The following is a 25,290-nucleotide window of genomic DNA, read 5'->3' as shown; positions in this document are numbered from 1 at the left end:
GAGTCCCGCCCTGGTCCTGCCCGTCGCCGACGTGTTCCCCACCGCACCGACCTGTGCCGCAGCAGCTCACCCGTTAGTGTTCTGCCTATGACGACCGGCAACCAGACCCCTGAGCGGACCATCGGACAACTCGTCTCCGACGCGACCAACGATCTGTCCTCGATCGTCCGCGGCGAGATCGAACTCGCCAAGTCCGAGGTCACCACCAGCGTCAGCCGCGCCGGCAAGGGCGGGGCCATGCTCGCCGTCGCCGGGGTGCTCGCCCTCTATATGCTCGGCCTGCTGCTGTTTGCGGCCGCGTGGGGCATCGAGGCGGCCGGGCTGCCGCTGTGGGCCGGCCTGCTCATCGTCTCCGGCGTGCTCCTGTTGATCATCGCCATCCTCGCGCTGATCGGCATCAAGGCCCTCAAGCAGGTCCAGCCCAAGCCGGTCCAGGCGATCAACGACGCCCAGACCACCGTCAACACCCTGAAGGCCTCCCTCAAGCCCGCGGCGGGCGCGGAGACGCCCCAGTCCTAAGACGCGCCGCTCGAGCGACCGCAGCCGGTCCTGGCACGCCGGACACCCGACGTGACCATCGGTCCGGGGCGGCCTTGTTCCTGCCGCTTGCGCAGCCTGCAGCGCGCGACGAGCATAGGCACCATGTCCCCACCTGCGGACCTTGTCGGCACCACCGCACCGCCTGATCGGCGGCGCGGGTGGTCTCCCCCATGGGCCACCGTGGTCGCTGTCGTGGGCGCCGCCATCGCGCTCATCCCGCTCTGGTTCGGGGTCTCCCTGCTCCTGGAGACCAAGCCGGCGGACGATGACGGTTTTGGGACCGCGATCGGGCAGGTTGCCGTCGTGTCCTCGCTTGTCGTCATCGCGCTGCTGGCCTGGTTCCTTGCCCGGGGTGGTGTGAGCGTGTTCATCGCGGGCACTGCGCTCGTCGCCCTTGGGCTGGCGTGGTTCGCAACGCTCTACCTGTAGTCGCGGCGCGAGCTCAGCAGAAACTCAACGTGCGCGCGGCCCGGTGATCGGGGCAGGACGCACGTCAGCCCTGTCCCACGGGAGCTCCCAGCCGCCCAGCCGCAGCACGCCGTCCAGCAGGATCGCGGTGAAGCCCCACACCACCAGCCCCTGCGCCTGGAAGGCAGGCCCCACCCAGCCACTCGGGTGACTCGCGCTGAACCTGTTGGTCGGGTCGACCAGGTCGGCCACCGGCACCTGCAGCACGCGGGCGACCTCTCCTGGGTCCCGCGCCCACGCCGCCCCGGGGTGGCGCCACCAGCCCAGGACCGGTGAGACGTCATGCGAGCTCACCTCCAGGTGCAGCGGTGGCAGCATGCCGGCGACCTCCACGCTGTCCGGATCGACGCCGACCTCCTCGTGCGTCTCCCGCAGGGCGGTTGCGACCAGGTCCGGGTCGCTCGCCTCCTTGCGCCCTCCGGGGAACGACACCTGCCCCGGGTGCGAGCGCAGGTGGTGGGCCCGCTCGGTGAGCAGGATCGAGATGGCGGAGGCGGCAGGGGCATCGTCCCCGGACATCACCCCGGCCGAAGCCCCGCTGCCAGGGGCGTCCTGCGCACCGCTCTGCACGTCGGAAAGGAGCAGCAGCACCGCCGAGCGTCGGGCACCGGGCTGTCCCACCGGGGGCCGCAGCCGGTCGCCCTCACCGATCACGATGCCAGCGGCCTCCCCCGCCATCCGGCCCAGCCACAGCGGAGAGCTCATCGCGGTGGCTCCGTCCGCACCAGCGCCGCTGCCTTGACAGGGTCGGTCTCCCCCAAGCCATAGGAGGGACAGAGCCTGGCCACGGGGCACGCGCCGCACGCGGGCCGCTTGGCATGACAGGTGCGCCGCCCGTGGAAGATCAGCACGTGCGACAGCTGCGTCCACTCCTGGCGCGGGATGAGGGCGCCGACCGCGTGCTCGACCTTGACCGGGTCCTCCAGCGCCGTCCAACCGAAGCGGCGGACCAACCGGCCGAAGTGGGTGTCCACCGTGATGCCGGGCACGCCGAACGCGTTGCCCAGCACGACGTTGGCCGTCTTGCGCCCCACGCCCGGGAGCTTGACCAGGTCCGCCATCCGGTGCGGCACCTGCCCGCCGTGGTCCTCGACGAGAGCGGCCCCCAGGCGCAGCAGCGAGTCGGTCTTGGCGCGGAAGAAGCCCGTGGAGGCGACGATCGTCTCCACGTCGATGCGGTCAGCGCCCGCGAGGGCCTGGGCATCGGGATAGCGGCGGAAGAGCTCGGGGGTGACCAGGTTGACCCGCACGTCCGTCGTCTGCGCGGACAGGACGGTGGCGACCAGCAGCTCGAAGGGGTTGGTGAAGTCGAGCTCGGCGCGGGCATCGGGGTAGCGCTGGGCCAGCAGGCGGTGCATCTTGCGGGCCCGGCGGGTGAGCGCGAGCGGGGTCTCACCAGTGGGCGTCTGCGCAGGCTCGGTCACACTGTCAACCTTAGACATCCGGGCCGACACTCGACACAACTGGAGCCCTTAGTGGCAGGATGACCCACGTGGACCGTCAAGTCGTGAAGAAGACACCGCTGTTTGCGGCCCTGGACGACGAGACCGCGATGCGGCTCGCCGACTCGATGGAGCCAATTCGCCTGGCGCGCGGCGAATCGGTCTTTGAGGAGGGAGATGCGGGTGACTCGCTCTATGTGATCGTCAACGGCAAGATGAAGCTGGCCCGCACCAGCGGTGACGGTCGAGAGAGTCTGCTTTCGGTGCTCGGCCCCGGCGAGATGTTCGGCGAGCTGAGCCTGTTTGACCCCGGCCCCCGGCTGACGAGCGCTCGCGCCGTCGCCGAGGCAGAGCTGCTGGGCCTGGGCAACGCCGACCTGCGGGCCTTCCTCGAAATGCACCCCGCCGTCGCCATGATGATGCTGGCCGGTCTCGCGCGCCGCCTGCGCCGCACCAACGAGGACATGTCTGACCTGGTCTTCACGGACGTGCCGGGCCGCGTGGCCAAGGCACTGCTGGACCTGTCCGTCCGCTTCGGCAAGCGCACCGACACCGGCATCAAGGTGGCCCACGACCTCACCCAGGAGGAGCTCGCCCAGCTGGTCGGTGCCTCCCGCGAGACGGTCAACAAGGCCCTGGCCGACTTCGCCACCCGCGGCTGGCTCGTCCTGGGAGCCAAGTCGGTGACCTTGATCGACCTCGACCGCCTGCGCCGCCGCTCACGCTGAGCGACGCTCACCAAGACCCAGAGCTGTGGCTGGATCGGGGCTAGACCCCCAGCTCGAGGTAGTCCAGCTGGGCCAGCACGCTCTGCCGGGCCGCGGGCCACACCTCACGCGGCACGTCGGCATACACGCTCGCGACGACGGCGTCGGCCAGCTCGGTCCGCGGAAGGTTCTCGCTGCCCCGTGCGGCCTCCTGCACCTGGACGAGCCGCTCCCGGCGGTGCGCGACATAGTCCTCGACCGTGCCGCTGGCATCGGTGAGCACCGGTCCGTGCCCAGGGGCCAGCGTGGTCACCGCTCCCCCGCTGGCCAGCCCGGCGAGGGTCTCCAACGACGAGAGGTATGCCGCCAGCTGGCCATCGGGGTGAGCCACCACCGTGGTGCCCCGGCCCAGGATCGTGTCGCCGGTGAACAGGATGCGGTCCTGCTCCAGCAGGAAGCAGACCGAGTCCATCGTGTGACCCGGGGTCAGCACGCAGGTGATGCGCACCCCACCGACGTCGAAGGCCTCACCGTCGGCGACCGGCTCGGCACCGGGGCAGTTGCCGCGCACCGGTGCACCCGTCAGCTCGGCGAAGCGCTCCAGGGACTCGGCGTGGTCCCAGTGGCCGTGGGTGACCAGCACGAGGCCGACGCGGGCGCCGCGCGCGGCCACGTCTCCCAGGACGCGCTGCAGGTGCTCCTCGTCGAGGGGGCCGGGGTCGATGACGACGGCCTCGTCGGCGCCGGGAGCGCTGATGATCCAGGTGTTGGTCCCCTCAAGCGTCATCGGGCCCGGGTTGGGGCAGAGGCGACACGTCACGGTTTCGTGGATCGGCCCACCGCGCCAGGGCGTCATCGCGACCCCTCAGTCACCGAAGGGACCCCGTTGCCGAACTCGTCGACCGGGCTGCGCATCCACAGCGCACCGGAGTGCTCGACAGGCTCCGGCATGACCGGCCACACCGCGCCGTTGGCCGTGAGCGCGGACGTCAGGTCCGCGGCGCGCGACAGCTGCTCGAACATCACGCGGGTCGGCGGCAGCATGGTCAGCTCGCCCCGCTCGTGCTCAGCGATCAGCGTCGCGGGCGTGGCCCACCGGACGAGAGCGGCCTCGGACGAGCGGTCGTCGGCGACCTGGCCCTCGGGCAGGCGGGCCACGAAGAAGCGCGTGTCATAGCGCTTGGGCTCGCACTCCGGGGTGATCCAGTGCGCCCGTAGCGCCAGCAGGTCGGTGCGCAGCACCAGGCCGCGTCGGATGAGCAGTTCGGCGAAGGACTGCTCCCGGGCCAGCAGCGCGTCCCGTTCGTCGTCCCACTCGGGGGCGGTCAGGTCCGCCACGACGGAGTCGGCGTCGGGGCCGGCCAGCAGCACTCCGCACTCCTCGAAGACCTCGCGAGCGCCAGCGATGACCAGCTCCCGGGTGCGATCGACGGTGGTGCGCAGCCGGTCGGCCCACTCCTGCGGTGACGGACCGGCCCACGGCACGTCGGGGTCGGCGTCGCGCAGATCGACCCCGCCACCGGGGAAAGCCAGCATGTCCGGGGCGAACGCCATCGTGCTGGCCCTGCGCAGCACGAAGACCTCAGGCCCGCCCCTTCCCGGGCGCAGCAGCATGACGGTGGCCGACAGCTTTGCGGTCGACGGGGCGGGATGAGCGGGCGCGGCCTCGAGCCACTCGCGCGCGTGCGGCACAAGCCGCTCCGGCATGGGGAAGTCGCGGTGCGACGACGCCACGAGAGGCTCACTCACCGGTCTCAGCTCGAGACGGCGACGGTGATCTCCACCTCGACGGGGGTGTCCAGCGGCAGCGTGGCCACGCCGACGGCTGAGCGCGCGTGCACCCCTGCATCGCCGAAGGCCGCGCCGAGCAGCTCGCTGGCGCCGTTGACGACGCCGGGCTGACCGGTGAAGGCCGGGTCGCTGGCGACGAAGCCGACGACCTTGACGACGCGGGTGACCCGGTCCAGGTCACCGACGACCGACTTGACGGCGGCGATGGCGTTGAGGGCACAGATCTCGGCCATGCGCTTGGCCTCCGCGGGGTCGACCAGACCCTCGCCCTCACCGACCTTGCCAGCGGCCTGCAGCGTGCCGTCCACCATGGGCAGCTGCCCGGAGGTGTAGACCAGCTCACCTTGCTGGACGGCAGGGACATAGGCGGCGACCGGCGGGACGACCTCGGGCACGGTGTGGCCGAGAGCGGTCAGCCGGTCCTCGACGGCGCTCACGACTTCTCCCGCTTCAGATAGGCGACCAGGTTGGTCCCGTCGGGGCCGGGCACGACCTGGACGAGCTCCCAGCCGTCCTCGCCCCACTGGTCGAGGATCTGCTTGGTGGCGTGCACGATGAGCGGCACGGTTGCGTATTCCCAGTTAGCCATGCCCCGAACTCTAATCCTCAGCGCGTGGGGCGCAATGGGCGGAGGGCCGCGGGCACGACGCCGGTGGTCATCTCCTCGGCGAGCAACCGCGCGGTCGCGGGGCCCTGGCACATGCCCCACATGCCGTGCCCGCCGTGCACCCACACCCCCGGTGCGTCGGTCGGGCCGACCAGGGGCAAGCCATCGACGGTGACCGGTCGGCCACCGACCCACTCGTCATGGCGGTCGGCCAGGTCCAGCCCCTGCACCAGCGGCGCCGCGTTGGTGGCGATCGACTCGATGCGCTTGACGTCGAGCGGCTCGTCGGCGCGCCGGAACTCCATCGTCCCGCCCATCCGGATCTGGTTGGTGCCCTCCAGCGGGGTGCACACGATGCGCTCGTAGGGGAAGTAGACCGGGTTGGCGACCCGCATCCCCTCGGCCGGCTGGTCGACCGAGAAGGAGTAGCCCCGGCCCGCACGCAGGCTGGTGCGCACGCCATAGGGCTTGGCTAGGTCGGGCAGCCAGGCACCGGTCGAGAGCACCACGGCGTCACCCTGCACCGGCGCCGACCCGACCACCTCGACCGAGATGCCTCCCTGCCCGTGCCGCAGCAGCTGCACCTCGGCGCCCTCCCGGACCTCTCCGCCACGGGCGCGGACCGCCTCGGCCAGCGCCTCGACATACTGCCCCGGGTTCATGAACTTCTGGCCGTCGATGCGGATGCCACGGCTGACGCTCGGCGCCACGACGGGGGCCAGCTCGTGGATCTCCGCGGCCCCCACGTCGCTGAACTCCAGCTCCAGGCCGGCCTCACGGATCTGCTCAAACTCACGCAGCAAGCCGTCGGCGTGCTCGTCCTCCCGGAAGGCCGCCAGGATCGGTCCCGAGGCCAGTCGCGTGGACAGCCCCTCGTCCGACTCGAGCTCGTCGTAGGCATCCAGCGCCTGCACGTTGAGCGGCACCAGACCGGCCATCGTCTTGCGCCACATCCCGCCCGTGCAGCGCGCGGTGAAGCCGAGCAGGAACTTCCAGAGCTGAGGGTCGACCCGCACCGGCACATGCAGCGGTGCCGACGGATCGAGCAGCGACTTGAGGCCATAACGCAGCACCGCGGGCTCGGCGAGCGGGATCGCCATCGCGGGTGTGATCCACCCGGCGTTGCCCCACGAGGAGCCAGCGGCGACCGTCGATCTCTCCAGGACGGTGACCTGCACCCCCCGCTGCTGGAGGAACCAGGCGGTGGACAGCCCCACCATGCCGGCTCCGACGATGATGACGTGTTCGGGAGCATGCCCGTGGTGCGGCGACGTTGCCATGGACGGACCGTACCAACTCCCCCCGCCCCGGCAGGAACCGGTCAGCGCCGTGAGTCACACTGTCCCTGTGTCCCGCGCAGTCCTGAGCCCAACGGCCCGCGAGCCCGATCGCACACAGCGCTACGGGCCCGCGCCGCTGCAGGCGTATGACGTGTGGTCACCGGCCGGAGCCACGGTCACCGTGGTCCTCGTCCACGGGGGCTTCTGGCGGGCCGAGTGGGACCGCCAGCACCTGCGCCCGATGGCCGCCGCCCTGGCCGACGCCGGGTTGGCCGTGGCGCTGCCCGAGTATCACCGCACCGGGATGCCCGGAGGGACCTGGCCCGCCCCCGGGGACGACGTCGCCCGCGCGCTGGCGGCGGTGCGGGAGGACGATGACCTGCCCGGCGACGTGCTGCTGGTCGGGCACTCGGCCGGCGGACACCTGGCCGTGTGGCTGCTGCACCGGCCGGAGGCGAGCGGGGTCCTGGGCGCGGTGAGCCTGGCCGGCTGCCTCGACCTGCGGATGGTGGGGCGGCTCGGTCTCGACGACGGCGCGGCGCACGCCCTGATGGGCGGCACCGACTGGCTGGACACACCCAGCGTCGGGGCCGACCCGTGCGACCTCGGGCCGGTTCCGGTCCCGGTCCGGCTGGTCCACGGGCGGCACGACGAGCTGGTGCCGCTGGCCGTGTCCACCTCGTGGCTGACCCGGTGCGGCACCGCCGGACGTGACCAGCTGACCGTCCTGGAGGAGGCCGACCACTTCGACCTCATCGACCCCGACTCCGAGGCCTGGCTCACGGTGCTGGAGCAGGTCTCGGCCCTAACCTCCCGGGTGACGACGTGACCTGGCACGGCACGAGCGGGCAGCCGCGGCTGCACATCGTCACGGGCAAGGGCGGCACCGGCAAGACGACCGTGGCCGCGGCCCTGGCGACCGCGCTGGCCGTCGAGGGCTCGCGGGTGCTGCTGGTCGAGACCGAGGAACGTCAGGGCATCAGTCAGGTGCTCGACGTCGCACCCCTGGGCACCGAGGAGGTCGACGTCGCCAGCGGGCTGGACGGGGGGGACGTGCTCGGCCTGTCGGTCGAGGCCGGGACCGCGCTCGTGGAATACCTGCGCCTCTTCTATCGCCTCGGGCGGGCCGGGGACCTGCTCCACAGGATGGGCGCCATCGAGTTCGCCACCACGATCGCTCCGGGGGTGCGCGACGTGCTGATCGGGGGCCGCATCTATGAGGCGGTCCGCCGCACCGCCGGCCAGACCGCCGGCTCCCGGCGCCGGCGCGGCAAGGACGACCACCCGGCCTACGACGCGGTGGTGGTGGACGCGCCGCCGACCGGACGCATCGGCCGGTTCCTGGACGTCACGGGCCAGCTGGCCGACCTGGCCAGGGTCGGTCCGATCCGCAACCAGGCCGATGCGGTCTCCGCGCTGCTGCACTCCCCGACCACCGTGGTGCACCTGGTCACCCTCCTGGAGCAGCTGCCGGTCCAGGAGACCCTCGACGCGGTCGCCGAGCTGAGCGCCGACGGGCTGCAGGTCGGCGCGCTGGTCGTCAACCAGCGTCGCGACGCCGCGGCGCGGGAGGCGGTCGACCTGGTCGCCGCCACGGACCCCGACCGGGAACTCCTCGCCGGTCAGCTGGAGTCGGTCGGCATCCGCACGTCCGCCTCGATGGTCGACGGGCTGGTGCAGACGGCCGCCGACGCAGTGGAGCGCCGCGATCTCGAGCTATCCCTCGAAGAGGCCGTCGTCGCGTCCGGGCGTCCGATCCTGACGCTGCCCCACCTACCCGAGGGCGTGGGGTCCGACGCGGTGCGCCGCCTGGCCGCCGAGCTCGCCGCCCAGGGCGTCACGCCCGACCAGGCCACAGGAGGGGCAGGATGACCGACCTCGACCTGGGTGCCCTGCTGGACGACCGGTCCACCGGTGTGATCGTGTGCACCGGCGCTGGCGGCGTCGGCAAGACGACCACTGCCGCCGCCCTCGCGCTCCACGCGGCCGAGCGGGGACGGCGCGTGGTGGTGCTGACCATCGACCCGGCACGCCGCCTCGCCCAGGCCCTCGGCCTGACCGAGCTGGACAACACCCCTCGCCCGGTCGTCGGGGTCGACACTGCGGCGGGCGGCTCGCTCGACGCGATGATGCTCGACATGAAGCGGACCTTCGACGAGGTCGTGCTCACGCACGCCGACCCGGAGACCGCCCAGCAGATCCTCGACAACTCCATCTATCAGGCCGTGTCGTCCTCGTTCGCGGGCACGCAGGAATACATGGCGATGGAACGGCTCGGGCAGCTGCGCACCGAGGCGGTCGCCGAAGGTTCCTGGGACCTGATCGTCGTGGACACCCCACCGTCCCGTTCGGCGCTGGACTTCCTGGACGCCCCTCAACGGCTCGGCTCCTTCCTCGACGGGCGCTTCATCCGGCTCCTCACGGCACCGGCCCGGGCAGGGGGCAAGCTCGGGATGCGGGCGGTCGGGGTGGGCATGTCCATCGCCGGCGCCACCCTCGGCAAGCTGCTCGGCCAGCAGTTCCTGCTCGACCTCAGCACCTTCGTCGCTGCGATGGACACGGTCTTCGGCGGGTTCCGGGCACGGGCCGACGAGACCTACCGGTTGCTGCAGGACCCCGGCACCAGGTTCGTCGTGGTTGCCGCCCCGGAGCGGGACGCCCTGCGCGAGGCAGGCTTCTTCGTGCACCGCCTGGAGCGGGACAGGATGCCCCTCGCCGGACTGGTGCTCAACCGGGTCGCCGTGAGCCGCGCCCGCATCTCCGCAGACCGGGCCAGGGACGCCGCGGAGGCCCTCGAGGAGTCCGGCGACCGGCATACAGCTGCCGTCCTCAGGGTGCACGCCGACCAGGCCGAGACCGCCGCCCGGCACCGCCGGCTGATCCGGGACGTGGCCGCCGCCAACCCTCGACTGGCCACCGTCCAGGTGCCCCTTGCGGGCGCCGACATCGCCGACCTGCCTGCCCTGCGCGCCGTGGCGGAGGCGCTCACGACCCCTTAATTCCCAGCCTTAGCAGGTATTCTGAGGCCCATGCGTGCCACCTCCCTCGCCCGTGTCACCTCATTGCTGGGTGCTTTCCTGGCGATCTCGGTGCTGATGGGCCTCATCGGTGCCGGACTCCTGCTGCCCGTCGTCGGTGCCAGCGGCACGGCGGCGCGCGAGGGCGTCGGCCTGTTCGAGGAGCTGCCCGGCGACCTGGAGTCCAACCCGCTGGCGCAGCAGTCGCGGATCGTCGCCGCCAACGGCAGCCTGATCGCCACGCCCGCCCAGGAGAACCGCATCATCGTGGGACTCGACGAGATCTCCCCCTTCATGAAGCAGGCGCAGGTCGCCATCGAGGACGAGCGCTTCTATGACCACGGCGGCCTCGACCTGCGCGCCCTCTCCCGGGCCCTGGTGAGCAACGCGACCTCCGAGTCGACCCAGGGTGGCTCCACGCTGACCCAGCAATACGTCAAGCTGATGCTTCAGGAGGAGGCCCGGCGCAAGGGGGACAGCGAGGCGCTCAAGGCCCTGGCGGCGCGCAGCGGCACGGAGGGCTACGTCCGCAAGCTGCGCGAGCTCAAATATGCCGTGACGCTCGAGCAGCGCCTCACCAAGGACCAGATCCTGGAGGGCTATCTCAACCTCGCCTACTACGGCGACCGGGTCTATGGCGTGGAGGCGGCAGCCCGTCACTACTTCGGGGTGAAGTCCAAGGACCTCAACCTGGCTGAGGCGGCGACCCTTGCGGGAGTGGTCCGTGCCCCCGGTCGCACCGACCCGGTGAACTACTACGACGCGTCCCTGGCCCGGCGCAACGTGGTGCTCGACAAGATGTATGAGCAGGGCATGATCACCGAGGCGGAGTGGCAGAAGGCGCGCGACTCCGAGATCAACCTCGAGGTGACCGACAGCCAGCGCTCCTGCATGAACTCGGCACACCCCTACTTCTGTGACTACGTCACCGAGTGGCTCCTGCAGAACCCTGCCCTCGGTGCCACCCGCCAGGAGCGCGACACCCTCCTGACGACCGGGGGCCTGACGATCACGACGACGCTCGACACCGACCTGTCCAAGCTGATCGCGGAGAAGACCCGGGAGTTCGCCCCCCGCGAGAACGAGTACAAGCTGGCCTCGGCCGCCGCAATGGTCGAGCCCGGCACCGGTCACGTCCTGGCGTTCAACCAGAGCTCGAAATACAACATCCAGGAGTCGCGCGACCGCTTCAGCCAGACCTCGGTCAACTGGAGTGTCGACAACCGATTCGGCGGCAGCAACGGCTTCCAGATCGGCTCGGTGGCCAAGGCCTTCACGATCGTGACCGCCCTGGACACCGGCGTCCCGATCGAGGCGTCGCTGAGCATCCGTGACGCGGTCCAGGTCGACGAGAACAACAACTGGGCCAACCCCGAGGTGCCCGGCTCGCGCCCCGAGGGCGACACGCAGCCGGCGGTGATCTTTGAGCCTGAGGACTTCCAGGAGGGCTGCAGCATCGGCGAGGCAGAGTGGGCGGTGCGCAACGCCGAGGGGGCCAACCACGAGTCCGTCATCACGTTGCGCAAGGCGACGATGTCCTCGGTCAACACCGCGTTCGCCACGCTCGCCTCCCAGGTCGGCACCTGCAACATCCGCGACACGATGACCGCGATGGGGCTGCACGCGGCCAGCGGCGAGCCCTACGGCTCCGGCCCCTACAGCGTGGCACCGACCTTCGTGCTGGGTGCCGACAACGCCAGCCCGCTGACGGTCGCCACCTCCTTTGCGACCATCGCGGCCGGCGGCCTCTACTGCCCCCCGGTCCCGGTCACCAAGATCGTCGACTCGGCCGGCAAGGAGATCAAGCTGGACCTGCCGGGCTGCGAGCAGGTTATCGACCCAGACGTCGCGGCCGGCACGGCCGAGCTGATGCAGGAGGTCGTCAGCCTGCCGGGCTCCGGCTTCCGCGCCGTCCCGGCGGGCGACCGGCCGGCTGCCGGCAAGACAGGGACCGCCGACGAGAGCAAGCACACCTGGTTTGCCGGGTTCACCCCGAAGCTGTCGACCGCGGTCTGGATCGGCAGCCCAGGAGCGAAGTACGAGGGCGACCTCAAGGACTTCACGATCGGGGACAACCGTGTCGACGGGTGGTTCTACGGCTCCAAGCTCGCAGCGGTGCTGTGGAAGGAGCTCATGGACACGGCGCTGGAGGACGAGCCGATCGAGCAGTTCGACGAGCCGAGCAACGCGGTGCTGTATGGCGAGGACCGGCCGGTCCCGGACGTCAAGGGGATCACGCTCGAAGAGGCGATCCGCACCCTCGGCGAGTCCGGCTTCATCGGCGAGGAGGTGCGGACCAGCTCGAGCCTGCCCGAGGGCACCGTGCTCTACACCTCACCCGGCGCGGGCACGATGATGAAGGCTGGCAAGACCGTCTACGTCTACACCTCGACCGCCTATGTGGCGCCTCCGCCCCCGGTCGCGCCGCCGCCGGTCAACACGCCGGCCCCGCCGCCGCCGGCCCCGCCGCCGCCGGCGAACGATCCCCCGGCCGACGACCCGCCGGAGACCGACCCGCCTGACGAGGGCGACCAGCCACCGGCTGACCCGGGCCCCACCGACCCGCCGGAGGAGGGCGGTCCCGGCAGGGGCAACCCGGGCATCCCCGGTCCGCCGGGGGACGAGGACTAGCAGTCAGGCGCCGAGCGCCCGCCGCACCGCGGCAGCGACCCGGCCTCCCTCGGCCTGCCCGGCCACCTTCGGCTGCAGCACCTTCATGACCTGGCCCATCTGCGTCATACTGCTCGCGCCGGTCTCGGCCACGGCTGCTGCGGCCAGCTCGTCCAGTGCCGCGTCGTCGAGCTGACGAGGCAGATAACCCTCGAGCACGGCGAGCTCCGCCAGCTCGACGTCGGCCAGCTCGTGGCGCCCCGCGCCGGTGTAGGCCTCGGCGGCCTCCCGCCGCTTCTTGGCCTCCTTGGTCACCACCTTGAGCACGTCCTCGTCGCTGAGCACCCGTGCCTCCTTGCCGGAGACCTCCTCGTTGGAGACGGCGGTCAGCACCATGCGCAGCGTCGCCGAGCGCACCTTGTCCTGGGCGCGGATCGCGTCCTGCAGGTCGTTGCGGAGGGTGGACTTCAGGTCGCTCAGCTCGGTCATGGGCCCAGTCTCTCACCGGGCAGCGACCACGTCGCTCGAGTTTGCGATGATCGGGGGATGGACACCGTATGGCGTGGAGCAGCCGGTCTGGTCGGTCTCGGGGCCGGCGTGCTCGCCTGGAGCACCGTGGTGGAGCCCCGGGCTTTCGCCCTGCGCGAGTTCGAGGTGCCGGTGCTGCCAAGCGGTGCCACCCCGCTGCGGGTGCTGCACCTCAGCGACCTGCACCTGGTGCCGGGGCAGCGCGCCAAGGCGGACTGGGTCCGTTCGCTGGCGGCCCTGGAGCCGGACCTTGTCGTCACCACTGGTGACAACCTGGCGCACCAGGACGCGGTGCCAGCTGTCCTCGACGCCTACCGCGACCTGCTCGAGATCCCGGGCGTCTTCGTGCTCGGGAGCAACGACTACTACGCACCGTTCCCGAAGAACCCGTTCCGCTACTTTGGCGACAGCCACGGCACCGGTTCGGGGACCGTGCGCTACGAGCTGCCGACCGCCGAGCTGGTCGCTGGCTTCCGCTCCGCCGGGTGGCTGGATCTGACCAACGCCCGTGGGCGGCTCGATGTGGCCGGGCTGTCGCTGGAGTTCGTCGGCGTGGACGACCCGCACCTGGGTCTTGACCGCTATGACGAGGTGGCCGGCCCGGCCTCGCCGGGGACCGACCTGTTTGTGGGCGTCACGCACGCGCCCTACCTGCGCGTCCTGGATGCCATGACGGCCGATGACGCTGGGCTCGTCCTGGCCGGTCACACACACGGGGGCCAGGTCTGCGTGCCGTTCTATGGTGCGCTCGTCACCAACTGCGACCTCGGGACGGACCGGGTCAAGGGCCTGTCCCGATGGTGGCCCGGTGCCGACAACGCGCCCTCGGCCCAGGCCCCGGCCGGAGCCAGCTGGCTGGAGGTGTCCGCCGGACTCGGCGCCTCGCCATACTCCCCGTTCCGCCTCGCGTGCCGGCCGGAGGCCACCTTGCTGACCCTCGTCTGAGGGCGATTCGGTGCGGTGGCTCGGCCTGGGTTAACATTGCCGACGCTGCGTGCTTCACCGCACGGGCCACGGGGTGTGGCGCAGCTTGGTAGCGCGCTTCGTTCGGGACGAAGAGGTCGCAGGTTCAAATCCTGTCACCCCGACCATCAGGAAACCGGCTCTGACCTGCGGAAACGCAGGTCACAGCCGCGTGAAACAGGATTTCTGGGCATAATCTCGGCATCTCAGGACGTGACACGAGTCGGCAGAACACCCCACAAGCACTCACCCGTTATGCCCGCATCGGCGCACAAACTGTTGCAACAGCAACGTTTCGCTCGCTCCCCCCATGCGTAGTTGAGACTCCACTGGACAGCGCCCGGCGCCAAGGTCCAGCTACTGCGAGGACCTCCGAGCTCCTACCGCAGGCACGTCCAACTTCGACCCTGATACAGCCATGCTAACGTTGCATTGATAACTGTCGATATGAGGGGAAGTTGCATGAACTGCTGGGATCACGAGTTGGGTGGCCAGACGTCGGTGAGGGCTGTGGCGGTGTGCGTGCACTGCGGCGCGGGCGTCTGTTTGGAGCACGCCGCGGTTCGCGAGACGGAGCGGTACCAACAGAACGCAGTCGGGTCCCCGTCACGGCTGCTACGCAACGAGCGAGAGATCACCTGTGCGACGTGCTCAGATGCCGCTATCGGCGCGTCACAGAGGACCGCGGTCGTCTCGCGCCCGCACAAAATGGCCGCCGCTTCCGCTACGCGGTAGCAAACTCGCGGGCGTAGGCACGCCCTCGCTCGGCTGCACCAGCCACTCTCGCCCGCCACTATGCCTGGCGGGCGTCGTGGCGCCCAAGCCCTCAAACCCTTCAGAACTGGAGCCCTCCCTGATGACAGCCCTGGCACTTCGTGTCTGTCCCACCGGCGCACCCTGTCTCCCCACGGCGGGATCCTGGAGGGCGTCGAGCACCTCGCTGCGCACCACGAGCCCTGCGTACCCCTCGATGCTCACGGCGACGAGGAGGGACTGAGGGATGCTGCTCGCCGTCGCCATCTTCCTTGCCACCCTCGTGCTGGTGATCTGGCAGCCCAAGGGGCTGGGCATTGGATGGAGCGCCCTGGGTGGCGCGACTGTCGCTCTGCTTGCCGGGGTGGTTCACCTCGCAGACATCCCCGTCGTGTGGGACATCGTGTGGAACGCCACTCTCACCTTCGTGGCGGTCATCATCATCTGCTCCATCCTCGACGAGGCCGGCTTCTTTGAATGGGCAGCGCTTCACGTCGCGCGGTGGGCGCGAGGCAACGGCAGTGCCCTGTTCAACCTGATCGTGGTTCTCGGAGCCGCAATCGCCGCGCTCTTCGCCAATGACGGCGCCGCCCTGACCCTGACGCCCATCGTGTTCGGGATGATCGTGGCGTTGAAGTTCGAACCGAAGGTCGCCTTCGGTCTTGTCATCGCCACGGGGTTCATCGCCGACACCGCGAGCTTGCCGTTCGTCGTTTCTAACCTGGTCAACATCGTGGTCGCTGACTTCTTCGACATCGGTTTCGCGCGTTACGCGTTGGTCATGGTGCCCGTTGCACTGGTTTCTCTGGCAGCGAGTCTGGCTGTGCTGCGGCTCTTCTTCCGCAAGTCCATCCCGGGCTCGTATGACGTGTCAGCTTTGCCGCGCCCCAAGGCGGCGGTGACGGACCCGATGACCTTCCGCGCCGGCGTGGTCGTTCTGGCTGTCCTGCTCGTCGGCTACTTCGCGACGGACGCCATCGGGGTGCCCGTAGCCGCTGTCGCCATGCTGTGCGCGCTGGTCCTCGCCCTCATCGCCGCGCGCCCGCCGCAGGCACTCTTTCGCCGCCTATCCGGCGTCGAGCGCGCTACGGACATGAGCGAGAGTCTCGTTGCGACCTCGGCGACCGGAGGCACTCCGCTGATCGGGGAGGCAGTTCCTTCCAGGACGACCGTAATCCCTGCTGCTCAGCCTCAGATTGCCGTGCGGTCGGTGGTGACATCTGCGCCGTGGCAGATCGTAGTGTTCAGCCTAGGCATGTATCTGGTCGTGTACGGCCTCCGCAACGAGGGTCTGACCGACCACCTGGGCCAGCTACTCGCGAACCTGGCCCAGCACGGAGATCTGGCCACCGCGACGGGCACCGGGTTCCTCGTGGCGGGGATGTCCTCGGTCATGAACAACATGCCGACGACGCTGATCGCCGCGCTTGGCATCGAGGCCTCGGGCACCACCGGGCTGACGGGGCAGATGATGGCCTACGCCGCAGTGATCGGTGCCGACCTGGGCCCCAAGATCACACCGATCGGCTCCCTAGCGACCTTGCTGTGGCTGTCGGTACTGGATCGCAAGGGCATGCATATTGGGTGGGGCACCTACTTCAAGGTGGGGATCGTCCTGACCATCCCCGTGCTCGCCGTGACGTTGCTGGCCCTGGCTCTCTGGCTCACCATCCTCGGCCCATGACCGGCGCCTCGGCGACGCATGACCGTCGTCGTCGAGGAGGGTCCTCGGCCGGAGAACCGTTCAGATATAGGCGGTAGGCTATGACTATGAATGCCCAGCGGCAGCCCGAGTCCTCAGCGCCGAACGAAGCCCCGAGGGGACTGCAGCGGGAGCACGCTGCTTTGGTGGCCCGATCTCTTCGGGTCCTGGCCAACGCCACCCGACTCCAGTTGCTCAGCGTCATCCTGGGCACCGCAGATGGTCGGGCAACGGTGCGTACCCTGACGGACGCCGTGGAGCTGCGGCAGCCGACCGTCTCTCAGCACCTGCATCTGATGTTCGAGTCCGGGGTCGTGGAGCGCGAGCCCATCGGTCGGGAAGTTTGGTACTCGATTCACCCTGACCTGATCGACACGGTCACCGACCTCGTGACGTAGATGACACGGGAAACGCCTCCGGGCACTGGTTCACCGGGGCCCAGCGAGGTGCTGCGCCACCGCGCGACCCAACTCGAGGCCCTGACTGAGCCGGTGCGCCTACTCGCGCTCTCTTTCCTGGCCCAGGAGCCGGACCACGCTCTCAGCAAATCAAACCTGGCGGCCCAGTTGCATCTGACGCCTACAGACCTGGAGGCGCACCTGGTGGTCCTGGTCGACAGCGGGTTGGTCGCGTTGCTTGACGAGGTCGTGACCCTCACCATGGACTCCTGGCAGCATTTCCGCGCCATCATCGCCCCCAGGTCGACTGGCTCCGAGGGACTTCCGCAGGGATTCCCGATGGCCCGAGAGACTGACTGGACCGGCTATCCAGTAGTGGTCAGGAGGATCGCCGATCAGTTGGCGCAACGTTTCCGGACCACCTTCTCGCGTAACACGGTGCATCGCTACGTCGCGGAGAGCTACGACGAGCTGTCCTCTCGTTCGCAGGTGAGCCGCCACATCCCCATGCTCACCAACCGGTTGGCCACCGAACGTCTGGCCGGCGTCGCCGCGGCACGCGGCATCGTGCTTCAGCCGGTGCCCTCGATCTTGTTCGTCTGCGTGCACAATGCCGGCCGGTCGCAGATGGCGATGGCGTGGGCGCGGCACCTCGCCGGAGATCTGATCACGGTGGAGTCGGCCGGATCGACCCCCGCAGCTGCCGTTCATCCGACCGTCCTGGCCTATCTGGAGGAGGCGCGGCTGGAAATCCCTCGCCAGAACCCCAGGGTCCTCACCCAGGACCTGGTCAGAGCTGCGGACGTGATTGTGACCATGGGATGCGGGGATGCCTGTCCAGTCATCCCGGGTAGAAGGTACTTCGACTGGGACGTCCCTGACCCAGGCGGGCAGCCGCTGGAGGCGGTACGGGAGATCGCTGAAGACATCCGGGGCAGGGTGGATCACCTGCTCGTCGAGCTTGGGCTCGGGGAGGTCACTAGGCCCGCAGGCGGTATCCCTGGCCCCTGACCGTCTCCAGGAGGTCAGTGGCGCAACCAGCCTCGATGAGCCGTCTGCGCAGCCGGTGCACGACCTGGCGCGTTCGCTCGGCTGCGTTCGTGCCCAGCAGGCCCAGCTCGTCGGCCAACTCCTCAGTGGCCATGAACGCCGGAGCAGTCCGGAGCAGGCGCACCAGGCAGGCAAACTGCAAGGAGGACAAGGTGACCTCGCGCCCCGTAGGGGAGAGCACCCGCATGCCGTCGAGGTCAACCTTGAGTCCGGGGACGGCCAGCACACCCCGAGCACGGCTCTGCACCTGTCGCCCCAAGACTTCGCCGACCCGTGCCGCGACCCCCACTGTCGTCAGAGGGACACTCAGCAGACCGTGACACCCTGCGGCGACCGCCTCAGCAGCAACGGTGGCAGCAGCGGCATCATGGCCCAGAGCGACTAGCACCGGCACTTCGGACCACTGGCACACCCCGCTGACCAGGTCGGGGACTGACACCCCGACGACATCGGTGGGCACGATCAGGGCGTCGGGTGCGAGGCGGTCGAGTTCGAGCAGCGCGGTGACCGGGTCCGCGACGTAGTCCAGGGACAGGGATGCCTGATCGCCGGTGATCGCGCCCGCCGGCAGCGACGGGGACTGGATCACCACGACGCGCGGCGGCCAGGACGTCAGCGACACTCTCGCGAGCTCCATCACCCGAAACGGCCACTGATGTAGTCCTCGGTGCGCTTGTCCGACGGGGTCCCAAAGATATTGGAGGTCTTGTCGAACTCCACGAGCAGCCCGGTCCGGTTGCCGGTCGTCTCGTCCGGTCGGGCAGTGAAGAACGCAGTCCGATCCGACACCCGCGCGGCCTGCTGCATATTGTGGGTCACGATAATGATCGTGTAGTCCTCGCGGAGCGTGATCATGAGGTCTTCGACCGCGCCAGTGGCGATCGGGTCGAGGGCGGAGCACGGCTCGTCCATCAGGATCACATCAGGTTGCGTGGCGATCGCGCGGGCGATGCACAGGCGCTGCTGCTGCCCACCGGAGAGGCTGTACCCGGACTCCTTGAGCTTGTCCTTGACCTCGTCCCACAGTGCAGCCGAGCGCAGGCACTGCTCCACGTGGTCGTCCATGCTCTCGACCTTCATGCCGATCACCCGTGGACCGTAGGCGACGTTGTCATAGATCGACTTAGGGAATGGGTTGGCCTTCTGAAAGACCATCCCGATGTGTCGTCGAACCTCGATCGGGTCGACCTTGGGGCCGTAGACATCGATGTCGTGATAGAGCACAGTGCCCTCGACCCGCGCACTGGGCACGAGGTCGTTCATCCGGTTCAAGCAGCGCAGAACCGTTGACTTGCCGCAACCGGACGGGCCGATGAGGGCAGTGATCTCGTTGCGGCCGAAGACGAGGTCGACGTCGTGCACGGCATGGAAACCGCCGTAGAAGACGTTGAGCGCCCGCGTCTCCATGACGGGCCACGGCTGGTTTGGAAGGTCCTGTCCCGGGTTGCGGACAGTGGGCCTATGGGTTTCGGTGGTGGCGTTGCTCACGGGGTGCTCCTTGGGAGAGTTGCTGTTCATCAGAGGTCACGGGTGAACTTGTTGCGGATCCAGATCGCGACGGAGTTCATCGCGAGCAGCACGGCCAGGAGCACGATGACCCCCGCCGATGCCAGGATGCGGAACTCCTCCTGAGGGCGACTCGCCCACTGGTAGATCTGGACCGGCAAAGCCGTGTAGGCGCCGTCGAAGAAACCGTCCGGGGTGTAGGTAACGAACACCGTCGCCCCGACCAGCAGCAGCGGTGCGGTCTCACCGATGGCCCGCGACAGCGCCAGGATCGTGCCGGTGACCATGCCGGGAACCGCGGACGGGAGCACGTGGTGCCAGATGGTCTGCCACTTCGTCGCGCCCAGCCCCAACGAGCCGTTGCGCAGGGTGACCGGCACGGACCGGATCGCCTCACGGGAGGCGAGGATGATGGTGGGCAGCACGAGCATGGCCAGCGTGAGGGACCCGGCATACGCCACTGTCCCCAGGCTCAGCGGGCCACGCACGATGAGCGCCAGACCGAGGATACCGAAGACGATCGAGGGCACCGCCGCGAGGTTCTGGATGTTGAGATCGATGAAGCGGACCCACCACTTGCTCTGGTCGGCGAACTCCTCCATGAAGATCGCCGCGGAGACACCGATCGGGACCACCGTGAGAACCAACCCCCCCATGAGGTAGATCGTCCCGAAGATGGCCGACTTCATGCCCGAGGTCTCACGGTCCAGCGTCGAGGGCATCTGGGTGATCAGGTTCCAGTCCAACCGGGACCAGCCCTTGACCGCCGCCTGGACGATCACCGCGAGCAGGGTCACGAACGCGATGACGAGGCAGAGGATCAGCAGAGCGCGGAAGACCTCGCCCTTCCACTTGCCTCGGCGGGCTCCGTCCTCCAGGTTTAGCTCGGTGGTCCGGCGGGCACTTGCCGTGGCTGTTCGGGTCACGCTGTTCATTCGTACGTCTCCCGGAAGCGACGGACCAGGGCGATGCTGATCATGTTCATGATGAAGGTCATGGCGAAGAGCAGGGCACCGACCGCGAAGATCGTGTAGTAGGTGGTCGTGCCGTGGCCTATGTCGCCAGTTGAGGTTCGCGCGATGAATGTGGTCATCGTCAGGACCGAGTCATTCGGCCATAGCGACAGGTTTGCGGCCGCGCCCGCAGCAAGCAGGACGATCATGGTCTCTCCGATCGCGCGGGAGATGCCCAGGATGAAGCCGGCCACGATGCCCGACAGTGCGGCCGGGACCACCACCTTGGTGGCGACCTGCATTCTCGTGCTCCCCAAGCCGTAGGCGGCCTGTCGCAGGCCTGAAGGGACCGCGGACATGGCGTCCTGCGAAATGGAGGCGACGGTCGGGATGATCATCACGCCCATGACGATGCCGGCCGATGCTGCGGAGAAGACTCCGGGCGGCTCCCCGAGTTTGCCGGGCAGGAAGGTGGGCCAAAACTCCCGCAGCAGCGGGGTGACGAAAGTCAGTGCGAAGACACCGTAGGCGACCGTCGGGACGCCCTCCAGCACCTCCAGGATCGGCTTGAGCACTTTGCGGGCACGTCGGCTTGCGTACTCGCTGAGGTAGATCGCGGCGCCGAGTCCGGCGGGGATCGCGATCAGGAGAGCCCACAGGGTCACGTTCAGGGTGCCGACGACGAGTCGCAGGACGCCATAGCCGGGGTTACTCGAGTTGAAGGGTGCCCATGCCTCGGCGGAGAAGAAGTTGCCGGGCGCAACCCGGTTGAAGAACTCGATGGTCGGGGTCAGCAGGGACACGACGATCCCCGCTGTGACCAGGACCGAGAAGGCCGCGCACAGGAAGAGCCACCCCACGACGGCCTTCTCCCCGTAGCGCGGCGAGCTGGCGGTCAGACTAACCGGCTCCTGCCGGCCTCCGTCGGGTGGGGACTGGGTGTGCGTTGCAGTGCTCATGGCGGCCTCCTCGGTCCTGGCATGCCGGGTTTGTGGTCAGCGGTCAGCGACCGCCGGTGAGGCTGGCCACCTTGTCGAGCGCTTCCTGGGCCTGCTCCTCGGTCAGGCCGATGAAGCCGGCGGCCTCAGCTGCCGGGCCCGAGTTCTCCACGTGGAACTCGACAAAGGCAAGGACCTCGGGCTTCTTGAGTGCCTCAGCCGAGGGGTAGATGAAGAGCTGACGCCCCAGGGGGTTGTAGTCCCCGGCCTGCACGGTCTCCTCGGACGGCGCGACACACTCGCCGGCCTCGTTCTCGACCTCGATGGCTTTGACCTGGTCACCGGCCGCAGTGACGTAGGACAGGGGGATGAAAGCCATCGCGCCGGTACTGCCGGACACACCGATGACGGCCGCGTTGTCGTCCTCGCCGATGTCGTTGTAGTTCTGGGTGATGTTCCCCTCCTCACCGTTGATGGCCTCGGTGAAGTAGTCGAACGTGCCGGAATCGGTGCCTGGGCCGTAGAGCTCGAGCGCCTCGTCCGGGTAGTCGGAGTTGATGTCGGCCCAGGTCGTGGCGGTGGACCCGTCCTTCCACGCTGCGTTGATCTCCTCAACGGTTATGCAGGTCGTCCAGTCGTTCGCTGGGTTGACGACGATGGCCAGCCCGTCGTTGGCCACGCCGAGCTCCTCGAACTCCACCCCGTTGGCGGCACAGAGGTCAATCTCTTCCTGCTTGACCTCTCGAGAGGCCATCGAGACGTCAGTCTCGCCGTTGCAGAACTTGTCGAAGCCACCACCGGTGCCAGATGTGCCCACAGCGATACGGACGTCTGGGTTCTCGTTCATGAACAGCTCGGCCGCTGCCTCGGTGAGCGGGGTCACGGTCGAGGAGCCGTCAACCGCGATATCGCCAGACAGCTCGCCACCCTCGGATCCACCTTCCTCGGACTCGCCACCGGCAGCCTGGCCATCGTCCTCGGCAGCCGCAGGCTGGTCCTCGGTCCCGTTGTCACCGTCGTCGTCGCTGCCGCAGGCAGCAAGGGTGATCGCCACCAGTGCCGCCACGGACGCGCGTGCCATGCTCATGCGTCGCACAGACATGTGCCGTTCCTTTCGATCAGGGGTGCGGCGAGCAGGACCCGCCGTCGCTGGTCGTGCACCAGCAGACTCATAGAAGTCTGCCTATATGAACAGAAGGTGACGAGCAAGGTACGCACGACTATCCCATAGGTGGCCATCTATGGATACCCTGGGAATCGGCGCGCGAGCGAGCCACCGAACCAAGGATTGGAGGGGTCGGTGGGCGAACCTTGACCGCCGCAGTTCACGCCAGAGCGGCGCTCGGGCAGCACCGTGTCGCGCCAGATGCCGTCCAGTCGCGCAATGCGGCGGCGGATCGCCTGGGTTCGGTAGCCGGGCGGCGTGGTGCAGGGCCAGGCTGGCGCGGTTCTCCGTGAAGATCGAGGCCTGCAGCGTCCACGGGCCGGCACCGCCTGCCTCGTTGACCTGGCGCCACAGGAGCGCCTTGCCGACGCCCTCGGCGCGCCCCTGAGGTTGCGACATACACGGTGGTATCGGCCACCCCGGCAAAGCACTCGCGCTCAGAGGCCGTACTCAGCGCAGCCCAGCCGACGACAGCACCGTCACGCTCGGCCACCCACGAGACGAGGTCACCGAGTACCTACGCCGCTACGCCGAGACGCTGGAGTCAATCAACATTCGCACCGACCACCGGGTCGAGTCGTTCACCCGAGAGGAAGACACCTTCACTGTCCACACCGCTAGCCGTGAGCCGATCGTGGCGCAGCACGTGATCGCAGCCACCCGAGGCTTCGGGCGCGCCTACAGCCACGCCTGCCCGGGCTCGACACCTTCACGGGCACCCTCCTGCACGCCGGCACCTACACCACCCCGCCCTGTTCGCGGGTCAGCGAACCTGCTCGGCCGGGATCTGCACTGGTGGTTCGTGCGCACCGGCCCGGACCGACTCCCCCCGGCCCGTCCCTACGCGCCATACCGACTGCTCCCGTGTCCGATCCGGGACACTACCGCCGAGCCTTCGAGGTCCGTGAGCCCGACCGTCGCGACCTGCTCACGGCCATCCACGGACGGGCCGGCACCTGGGCGGGGGCAGCACTGAAGAGCTCGACACGCTCATCCTGGCCACCGGCTACCGACCGGCGGTGGATTACCTCAGGACCCTGGGCGCCCTCGACCAGGACGGCAGTCCGCTCCACCGGGCGGGCCTGTTCACAACTGTCCCCGGTCTCGGCTTCGTGGGTTTGGAGTGGCAGCGCAGCTTCGGCTCGGCCACGCTGCGCGGCGCCGGTCGAGACGCGCGATTCGTGGCCAGGCGCCTTTACCAGCACGGCAACGCGCCCATCCACCCACTCCGACCGGCGGACGGAAGAACCACGGCGGAAGAACGCGCATGGACGCTCCTCGATATGAGGGTAACCTGGGGTGATGCCCCAGGTCACCGAGCACACGACGCAGACCCTTGCAGGTGCCGAGGAGTGCTGCGCCGGTGCGGACTGCGAGATGTTGCCCCGGGAGCCGGCCGAAGACCTGGCGCACGTCTTCAAGGCCCTGGCCGACCCGACCAGAGTCCGACTGCTGCAGTACCTCGCCGAGTCGGAGTCCGGGACGGCGTGCGCCTGCCACCTTCCGGCCGCGCTGGGAGTCACCCAGCCCACCCTGTCCTTCCACATGCGCAAACTGCACGAGGCAGGATTGGTCGAGCGGGACCGGCGCGGTCGATGGGTGCACTACACGGTCCTACCCGAGGCCCTGGAGAGGGTGCGCGGGTTCCTGGCGCTGCCCGCACGCAGGGGTCAGGACAACCGCTGCTGAGTGCAGCGTCGCGATGGAGCCCTGGGCAACCGGTCGCCCGGCTCAGCCTGCGGCAACCTGGACGTCGAGCGATCGGATCAGCTCGCTGACCCGCTGCCTAATCTCGTCCCGGATCGGGCGGACACCGTCGATCCCCTGCCCGGCCGGGTCCTCCAGAACCCAGTCCTCGTAACGTTTGCCCGGGTAGGTCGGGCAGGTGTCCCCGCACCCCATCGTGATCACCACGTCCGAGGCGCGGACGGCACCGTCGGTCAGCACCTTGGGTTGCGCAGCAGCGATGTCGATGCCTTCCTCGGCCATGGCCGCCACGGCCGCAGGATTCACCTGCTCCGCCGGCTCGGAACCGGCAGAGAGAACCTCTACCTGCCCGGCCGACAGATGCTGCAGGTAGCCGGCGGCCATCTGGGAGCGGCCAGCATTGTGCACGCAGACAAACAGGACGGTGGGCTTCGCGCTCACGACAGCACCTCTCGGAGATCGGGACTACTCACAGGTCAAGGTCACGCAGAAGCGCAGTGACCCGCCGCTGCACATCATCGCGGATGTCGCGCACCACCGACAACGAATGGCCATCCGGGTCGGCCACCACCCAGTCCTCATAGCGCTTCCCGGGCAACACGGGACAGGCATCACCGCACCCCATCGTGATCACCACGTCCGCAGCACGCACCACATCCATGGACAGCGGCTTGGGGTAGGCCTCGGGCAGGCTGACGCCCCGCTCGGCAAGAGCCTGCACCACCTGCGGATTGAGCTCACCGGTGGGACGCGAGCCAGCCGATCGCACATGAACCCTTCCGGGGGCCAGGTGGGCAGCAAGAGCAGCCGCCATCTGTGAACGCCCAGCGTTGTGGACGCAGACGAAGAGCAGCTCGGGCACCGTCTTGACCACACGGCCATCAGCCTGCGCGCCCGCGATCAGCCGCTCCTTCGCAAGCCGGGCTGCCAGCACCGGCACATAGGTTTTCACTGTGGAGACGGCGGTGAGCTCACTGAAGGCGGTGCGCACAGCGGCCTCGACCTCCTGATGTGCGAACGCCTCGCCCAGGGAGTAGGCGAGATCCTCCACCACTCCCTGCACCACGTGTCCCGGGATCTCAGCTCGGGTGGATCGGACTGCCTGGTCGCCGACGGACATCAGCATCTCCTGGGGTGGGAAGCGTTCGCGCACTTTCGAGCTGGG

At 69.0% G+C, this 25,290-nt stretch carries 29 protein-coding genes and 1 tRNA gene; 15 read left to right on the top strand and 15 right to left on the bottom strand.

Annotated features, from left to right (window positions below):
- Positions 1-87 precede the first annotated feature (87 nt).
- Entirely contained in the window at positions 88-519 is a 432-nt protein-coding gene (locus tag NF557_RS01735) for a phage holin family protein (RefSeq protein WP_252621383.1), read from the top strand.
- A 123-nt stretch (positions 520-642) separates the two neighbouring features.
- Positions 643-969 carry a hypothetical protein gene (locus NF557_RS01730; protein ID WP_252621382.1) on the top strand — a complete coding sequence of 109 codons (327 nt, stop codon included), beginning with the start codon at positions 643-645 and terminating at the stop codon, positions 967-969.
- A 24-nt stretch (positions 970-993) separates the two neighbouring features.
- Here NF557_RS01730 and NF557_RS01725 read toward each other — a convergent pair whose 3' ends face one another.
- The gene (locus NF557_RS01725; protein ID WP_252621381.1) at positions 994-1,713 is read right to left on the bottom strand and encodes an NUDIX hydrolase; all 720 of its coding nucleotides are present in this window, start codon (positions 1,711-1,713) and stop codon (positions 994-996) included.
- On the bottom strand, positions 1,710-2,450 hold the full coding sequence (gene nth / locus NF557_RS01720) for an endonuclease III (RefSeq protein WP_252621380.1): 741 nt from the start codon (positions 2,448-2,450) through the stop codon (positions 1,710-1,712). The genes NF557_RS01725 and nth overlap by 4 nt, the downstream gene beginning before the upstream one ends.
- Positions 2,451-2,500: 50 nt before the next feature.
- Here nth and NF557_RS01715 point away from each other — a divergent pair, with 50 nt between their 5' ends.
- A complete protein-coding gene (locus tag NF557_RS01715) occupies positions 2,501-3,178 on the top strand; it encodes a Crp/Fnr family transcriptional regulator (RefSeq protein WP_252621379.1) in 678 nt (225 codons plus the stop codon).
- Positions 3,179-3,218: 40 nt separating this feature from the next.
- Here NF557_RS01715 and NF557_RS01710 read toward each other — a convergent pair whose 3' ends face one another.
- From NF557_RS01710 to NF557_RS01690, 5 genes are all read right to left on the bottom strand, one after another.
- Positions 3,219-3,944 carry an MBL fold metallo-hydrolase gene (locus tag NF557_RS01710; RefSeq protein WP_252621378.1) on the bottom strand — a complete coding sequence of 242 codons (726 nt, stop codon included), beginning with the start codon at positions 3,942-3,944 and terminating at the stop codon, positions 3,219-3,221.
- A 65-nt stretch (positions 3,945-4,009) separates the two neighbouring features.
- Entirely contained in the window at positions 4,010-4,906 is an 897-nt protein-coding gene (locus NF557_RS01705; protein ID WP_252621377.1) for an NUDIX hydrolase, read from the bottom strand.
- A 5-nt stretch (positions 4,907-4,911) separates the two neighbouring features.
- Positions 4,912-5,385 carry a RidA family protein gene (locus tag NF557_RS01700; protein WP_252621376.1) on the bottom strand — a complete coding sequence of 158 codons (474 nt, stop codon included), beginning with the start codon at positions 5,383-5,385 and terminating at the stop codon, positions 4,912-4,914.
- Positions 5,382-5,537 (bottom strand): Sp36 family protein, encoded by a 156-nt coding sequence (gene sp36 / locus NF557_RS01695; RefSeq protein WP_252621375.1) that lies wholly within the window; start codon positions 5,535-5,537, stop codon positions 5,382-5,384. Before sp36 ends, NF557_RS01700 begins: the two co-directional genes overlap by 4 nt.
- A 17-nt stretch (positions 5,538-5,554) precedes the next feature.
- Positions 5,555-6,835: an NAD(P)/FAD-dependent oxidoreductase gene (locus NF557_RS01690; protein ID WP_252621374.1), complete on the bottom strand. Its 1,281-nt coding sequence runs from the start codon at positions 6,833-6,835 to the stop codon at positions 5,555-5,557.
- A gap of 67 nt (positions 6,836-6,902) precedes the next feature.
- Here NF557_RS01690 and NF557_RS01685 point away from each other — a divergent pair, with 67 nt between their 5' ends.
- Genes NF557_RS01685 through NF557_RS01670 form a run of 4 tightly spaced genes read left to right on the top strand, consistent with a single transcriptional unit; the run spans position 6,903 to position 12,483 of the window.
- Positions 6,903-7,664: an alpha/beta hydrolase gene (locus NF557_RS01685; RefSeq protein WP_252621373.1), complete on the top strand. Its 762-nt coding sequence runs from the start codon at positions 6,903-6,905 to the stop codon at positions 7,662-7,664.
- The gene (locus NF557_RS01680) at positions 7,661-8,707 is read left to right on the top strand and encodes an ArsA-related P-loop ATPase (protein WP_252621372.1); all 1,047 of its coding nucleotides are present in this window, start codon (positions 7,661-7,663) and stop codon (positions 8,705-8,707) included. The genes NF557_RS01685 and NF557_RS01680 overlap by 4 nt, the downstream gene beginning before the upstream one ends.
- Positions 8,704-9,834, top strand: coding sequence for an ArsA family ATPase (bagB, locus tag NF557_RS01675; protein ID WP_252621371.1), 1,131 nt, complete (start codon positions 8,704-8,706; stop codon positions 9,832-9,834). The genes NF557_RS01680 and bagB overlap by 4 nt, the downstream gene beginning before the upstream one ends.
- A gap of 30 nt (positions 9,835-9,864) precedes the next feature.
- Positions 9,865-12,483: a transglycosylase domain-containing protein gene (locus tag NF557_RS01670; RefSeq protein WP_252621370.1), complete on the top strand. Its 2,619-nt coding sequence runs from the start codon at positions 9,865-9,867 to the stop codon at positions 12,481-12,483.
- 3 nt (positions 12,484-12,486) lie between these two features.
- Here NF557_RS01670 and NF557_RS01665 read toward each other — a convergent pair whose 3' ends face one another.
- Positions 12,487-12,951: a GatB/YqeY domain-containing protein gene (locus tag NF557_RS01665; RefSeq protein ID WP_252621369.1), complete on the bottom strand. Its 465-nt coding sequence runs from the start codon at positions 12,949-12,951 to the stop codon at positions 12,487-12,489.
- Positions 12,952-13,008: 57 nt separating this feature from the next.
- Between NF557_RS01665 and NF557_RS01660 the strand changes: the two genes are divergently transcribed.
- The 6 genes from NF557_RS01660 to NF557_RS01640 all read left to right on the top strand — a co-directional run bounded on the left by NF557_RS01660 (position 13,009) and on the right by NF557_RS01640 (position 17,817).
- Positions 13,009-13,935 (top strand): metallophosphoesterase, encoded by a 927-nt coding sequence (locus NF557_RS01660; RefSeq protein WP_252621368.1) that lies wholly within the window; start codon positions 13,009-13,011, stop codon positions 13,933-13,935.
- A 69-nt stretch (positions 13,936-14,004) separates the two neighbouring features.
- Positions 14,005-14,081, top strand: a tRNA-Pro gene (locus NF557_RS01655).
- Positions 14,082-14,400: 319 nt separating this feature from the next.
- The gene (locus tag NF557_RS17760; RefSeq protein ID WP_370584432.1) at positions 14,401-14,688 is read left to right on the top strand and encodes a DUF2180 family protein; all 288 of its coding nucleotides are present in this window, start codon (positions 14,401-14,403) and stop codon (positions 14,686-14,688) included.
- Positions 14,689-14,953: 265 nt separating this feature from the next.
- Positions 14,954-16,390 carry an arsenic transporter gene (locus tag NF557_RS01650; RefSeq protein WP_252621367.1) on the top strand — a complete coding sequence of 479 codons (1,437 nt, stop codon included), beginning with the start codon at positions 14,954-14,956 and terminating at the stop codon, positions 16,388-16,390.
- A gap of 164 nt (positions 16,391-16,554) precedes the next feature.
- A complete protein-coding gene (locus NF557_RS01645; protein WP_252621366.1) occupies positions 16,555-16,806 on the top strand; it encodes an ArsR/SmtB family transcription factor in 252 nt (83 codons plus the stop codon).
- A gap of 204 nt (positions 16,807-17,010) precedes the next feature.
- The gene (locus NF557_RS01640) at positions 17,011-17,817 is read left to right on the top strand and encodes an arsenate-mycothiol transferase ArsC (RefSeq protein WP_252621365.1); all 807 of its coding nucleotides are present in this window, start codon (positions 17,011-17,013) and stop codon (positions 17,815-17,817) included.
- Here NF557_RS01640 and NF557_RS01635 read toward each other — a convergent pair.
- From NF557_RS01635 to NF557_RS01615, 5 genes are all read right to left on the bottom strand, one after another.
- A complete protein-coding gene (locus NF557_RS01635; protein WP_252621364.1) occupies positions 17,786-18,493 on the bottom strand; it encodes a winged helix-turn-helix domain-containing protein in 708 nt (235 codons plus the stop codon). The two genes, NF557_RS01640 and NF557_RS01635, sit on opposite strands and share 32 nt — an antisense overlap.
- A complete protein-coding gene (gene pstB, locus NF557_RS01630; RefSeq protein WP_252624302.1) occupies positions 18,493-19,263 on the bottom strand; it encodes a phosphate ABC transporter ATP-binding protein PstB in 771 nt (256 codons plus the stop codon). The genes NF557_RS01635 and pstB overlap by 1 nt, the downstream gene beginning before the upstream one ends.
- Positions 19,264-19,373: 110 nt before the next feature.
- A complete protein-coding gene (gene pstA, locus NF557_RS01625) occupies positions 19,374-20,288 on the bottom strand; it encodes a phosphate ABC transporter permease PstA (protein WP_252621363.1) in 915 nt (304 codons plus the stop codon).
- Between the two features lie 5 nt (positions 20,289-20,293).
- Positions 20,294-21,274 carry a phosphate ABC transporter permease subunit PstC gene (gene pstC / locus NF557_RS01620; RefSeq protein WP_252621362.1) on the bottom strand — a complete coding sequence of 327 codons (981 nt, stop codon included), beginning with the start codon at positions 21,272-21,274 and terminating at the stop codon, positions 20,294-20,296.
- 43 nt (positions 21,275-21,317) lie between these two features.
- Entirely contained in the window at positions 21,318-22,355 is a 1,038-nt protein-coding gene (locus NF557_RS01615; RefSeq protein WP_252621361.1) for a PstS family phosphate ABC transporter substrate-binding protein, read from the bottom strand.
- A gap of 460 nt (positions 22,356-22,815) precedes the next feature.
- Between NF557_RS01615 and NF557_RS17755 the strand changes: the two genes are divergently transcribed.
- Together NF557_RS17755 and NF557_RS01610 are read left to right on the top strand one after the other, a co-directional pair.
- The gene (locus tag NF557_RS17755; RefSeq protein ID WP_370584431.1) at positions 22,816-23,394 is read left to right on the top strand and encodes an NAD(P)-binding domain-containing protein; all 579 of its coding nucleotides are present in this window, start codon (positions 22,816-22,818) and stop codon (positions 23,392-23,394) included.
- Positions 23,395-23,720: 326 nt separating this feature from the next.
- Positions 23,721-24,107, top strand: a complete 387-nt coding sequence (locus NF557_RS01610) for an ArsR/SmtB family transcription factor (protein ID WP_252621360.1) — start codon at positions 23,721-23,723, stop codon at positions 24,105-24,107.
- Positions 24,108-24,149: 42 nt separating this feature from the next.
- Here the strand turns inward: NF557_RS01610 and NF557_RS01605 are convergent, their stop codons facing one another.
- Together NF557_RS01605 and NF557_RS01600 are read right to left on the bottom strand one after the other, a co-directional pair.
- The gene (locus NF557_RS01605) at positions 24,150-24,566 is read right to left on the bottom strand and encodes an arsenate reductase ArsC (RefSeq protein WP_252621359.1); all 417 of its coding nucleotides are present in this window, start codon (positions 24,564-24,566) and stop codon (positions 24,150-24,152) included.
- A gap of 28 nt (positions 24,567-24,594) precedes the next feature.
- On the bottom strand, positions 24,595-25,245 hold the full coding sequence (locus tag NF557_RS01600) for an arsenate-mycothiol transferase ArsC (RefSeq protein ID WP_370584429.1): 651 nt from the start codon (positions 25,243-25,245) through the stop codon (positions 24,595-24,597).
- Positions 25,246-25,290: the final 45 nt, after the last annotated feature.

It is taken from the genome of Ornithinimicrobium cryptoxanthini (assembly GCF_023923205.1).
In the GTDB taxonomy this organism is placed as follows: domain Bacteria; phylum Actinomycetota; class Actinomycetes; order Actinomycetales; family Dermatophilaceae; genus Ornithinicoccus; species Ornithinicoccus cryptoxanthini.
The sequence above is the reverse complement of the archived record's forward strand: the minus strand, read 5'-3'. Positions and strand labels throughout refer to the sequence as shown.

Coding starts and splice junctions, on each gene's coding strand:
- NF557_RS01730 (WP_252621382.1), top strand. CDS start 643: ATGTCCCCACCTGCGGACCTTGTCGGCACCACCGCACCGCCTGATCGG.
- NF557_RS01660 (WP_252621368.1), top strand. CDS start 13,009: ATGGACACCGTATGGCGTGGAGCAGCCGGTCTGGTCGGTCTCGGGGCC.
- NF557_RS01670 (WP_252621370.1), top strand. CDS start 9,865: ATGCGTGCCACCTCCCTCGCCCGTGTCACCTCATTGCTGGGTGCTTTC.
- NF557_RS01615 (WP_252621361.1), bottom strand. CDS start 22,355: ATGTCTGTGCGACGCATGAGCATGGCACGCGCGTCCGTGGCGGCACTG.
- sp36 (WP_252621375.1), bottom strand. CDS start 5,537: ATGGCTAACTGGGAATACGCAACCGTGCCGCTCATCGTGCACGCCACC.
- NF557_RS01610 (WP_252621360.1), top strand. CDS start 23,721: ATGCCCCAGGTCACCGAGCACACGACGCAGACCCTTGCAGGTGCCGAG.
- NF557_RS01710 (WP_252621378.1), bottom strand. CDS start 3,944: ATGACGCTTGAGGGGACCAACACCTGGATCATCAGCGCTCCCGGCGCC.
- NF557_RS01635 (WP_252621364.1), bottom strand. CDS start 18,493: ATGGAGCTCGCGAGAGTGTCGCTGACGTCCTGGCCGCCGCGCGTCGTG.
- NF557_RS01600 (WP_370584429.1), bottom strand. CDS start 25,245: ATGTCCGTCGGCGACCAGGCAGTCCGATCCACCCGAGCTGAGATCCCG.
- NF557_RS01725 (WP_252621381.1), bottom strand. CDS start 1,713: ATGAGCTCTCCGCTGTGGCTGGGCCGGATGGCGGGGGAGGCCGCTGGC.
- NF557_RS01650 (WP_252621367.1), top strand. CDS start 14,954: ATGCTGCTCGCCGTCGCCATCTTCCTTGCCACCCTCGTGCTGGTGATC.
- pstB (WP_252624302.1), bottom strand. CDS start 19,263: ATGGAGACGCGGGCGCTCAACGTCTTCTACGGCGGTTTCCATGCCGTG.
- NF557_RS01665 (WP_252621369.1), bottom strand. CDS start 12,951: ATGACCGAGCTGAGCGACCTGAAGTCCACCCTCCGCAACGACCTGCAG.
- NF557_RS17760 (WP_370584432.1), top strand. CDS start 14,401: ATGAGGGGAAGTTGCATGAACTGCTGGGATCACGAGTTGGGTGGCCAG.
- pstC (WP_252621362.1), bottom strand. CDS start 21,274: ATGAGCACTGCAACGCACACCCAGTCCCCACCCGACGGAGGCCGGCAG.
- nth (WP_252621380.1), bottom strand. CDS start 2,450: ATGTCTAAGGTTGACAGTGTGACCGAGCCTGCGCAGACGCCCACTGGT.
- NF557_RS01690 (WP_252621374.1), bottom strand. CDS start 6,835: ATGGCAACGTCGCCGCACCACGGGCATGCTCCCGAACACGTCATCATC.
- bagB (WP_252621371.1), top strand. CDS start 8,704: ATGACCGACCTCGACCTGGGTGCCCTGCTGGACGACCGGTCCACCGGT.
- NF557_RS01735 (WP_252621383.1), top strand. CDS start 88: ATGACGACCGGCAACCAGACCCCTGAGCGGACCATCGGACAACTCGTC.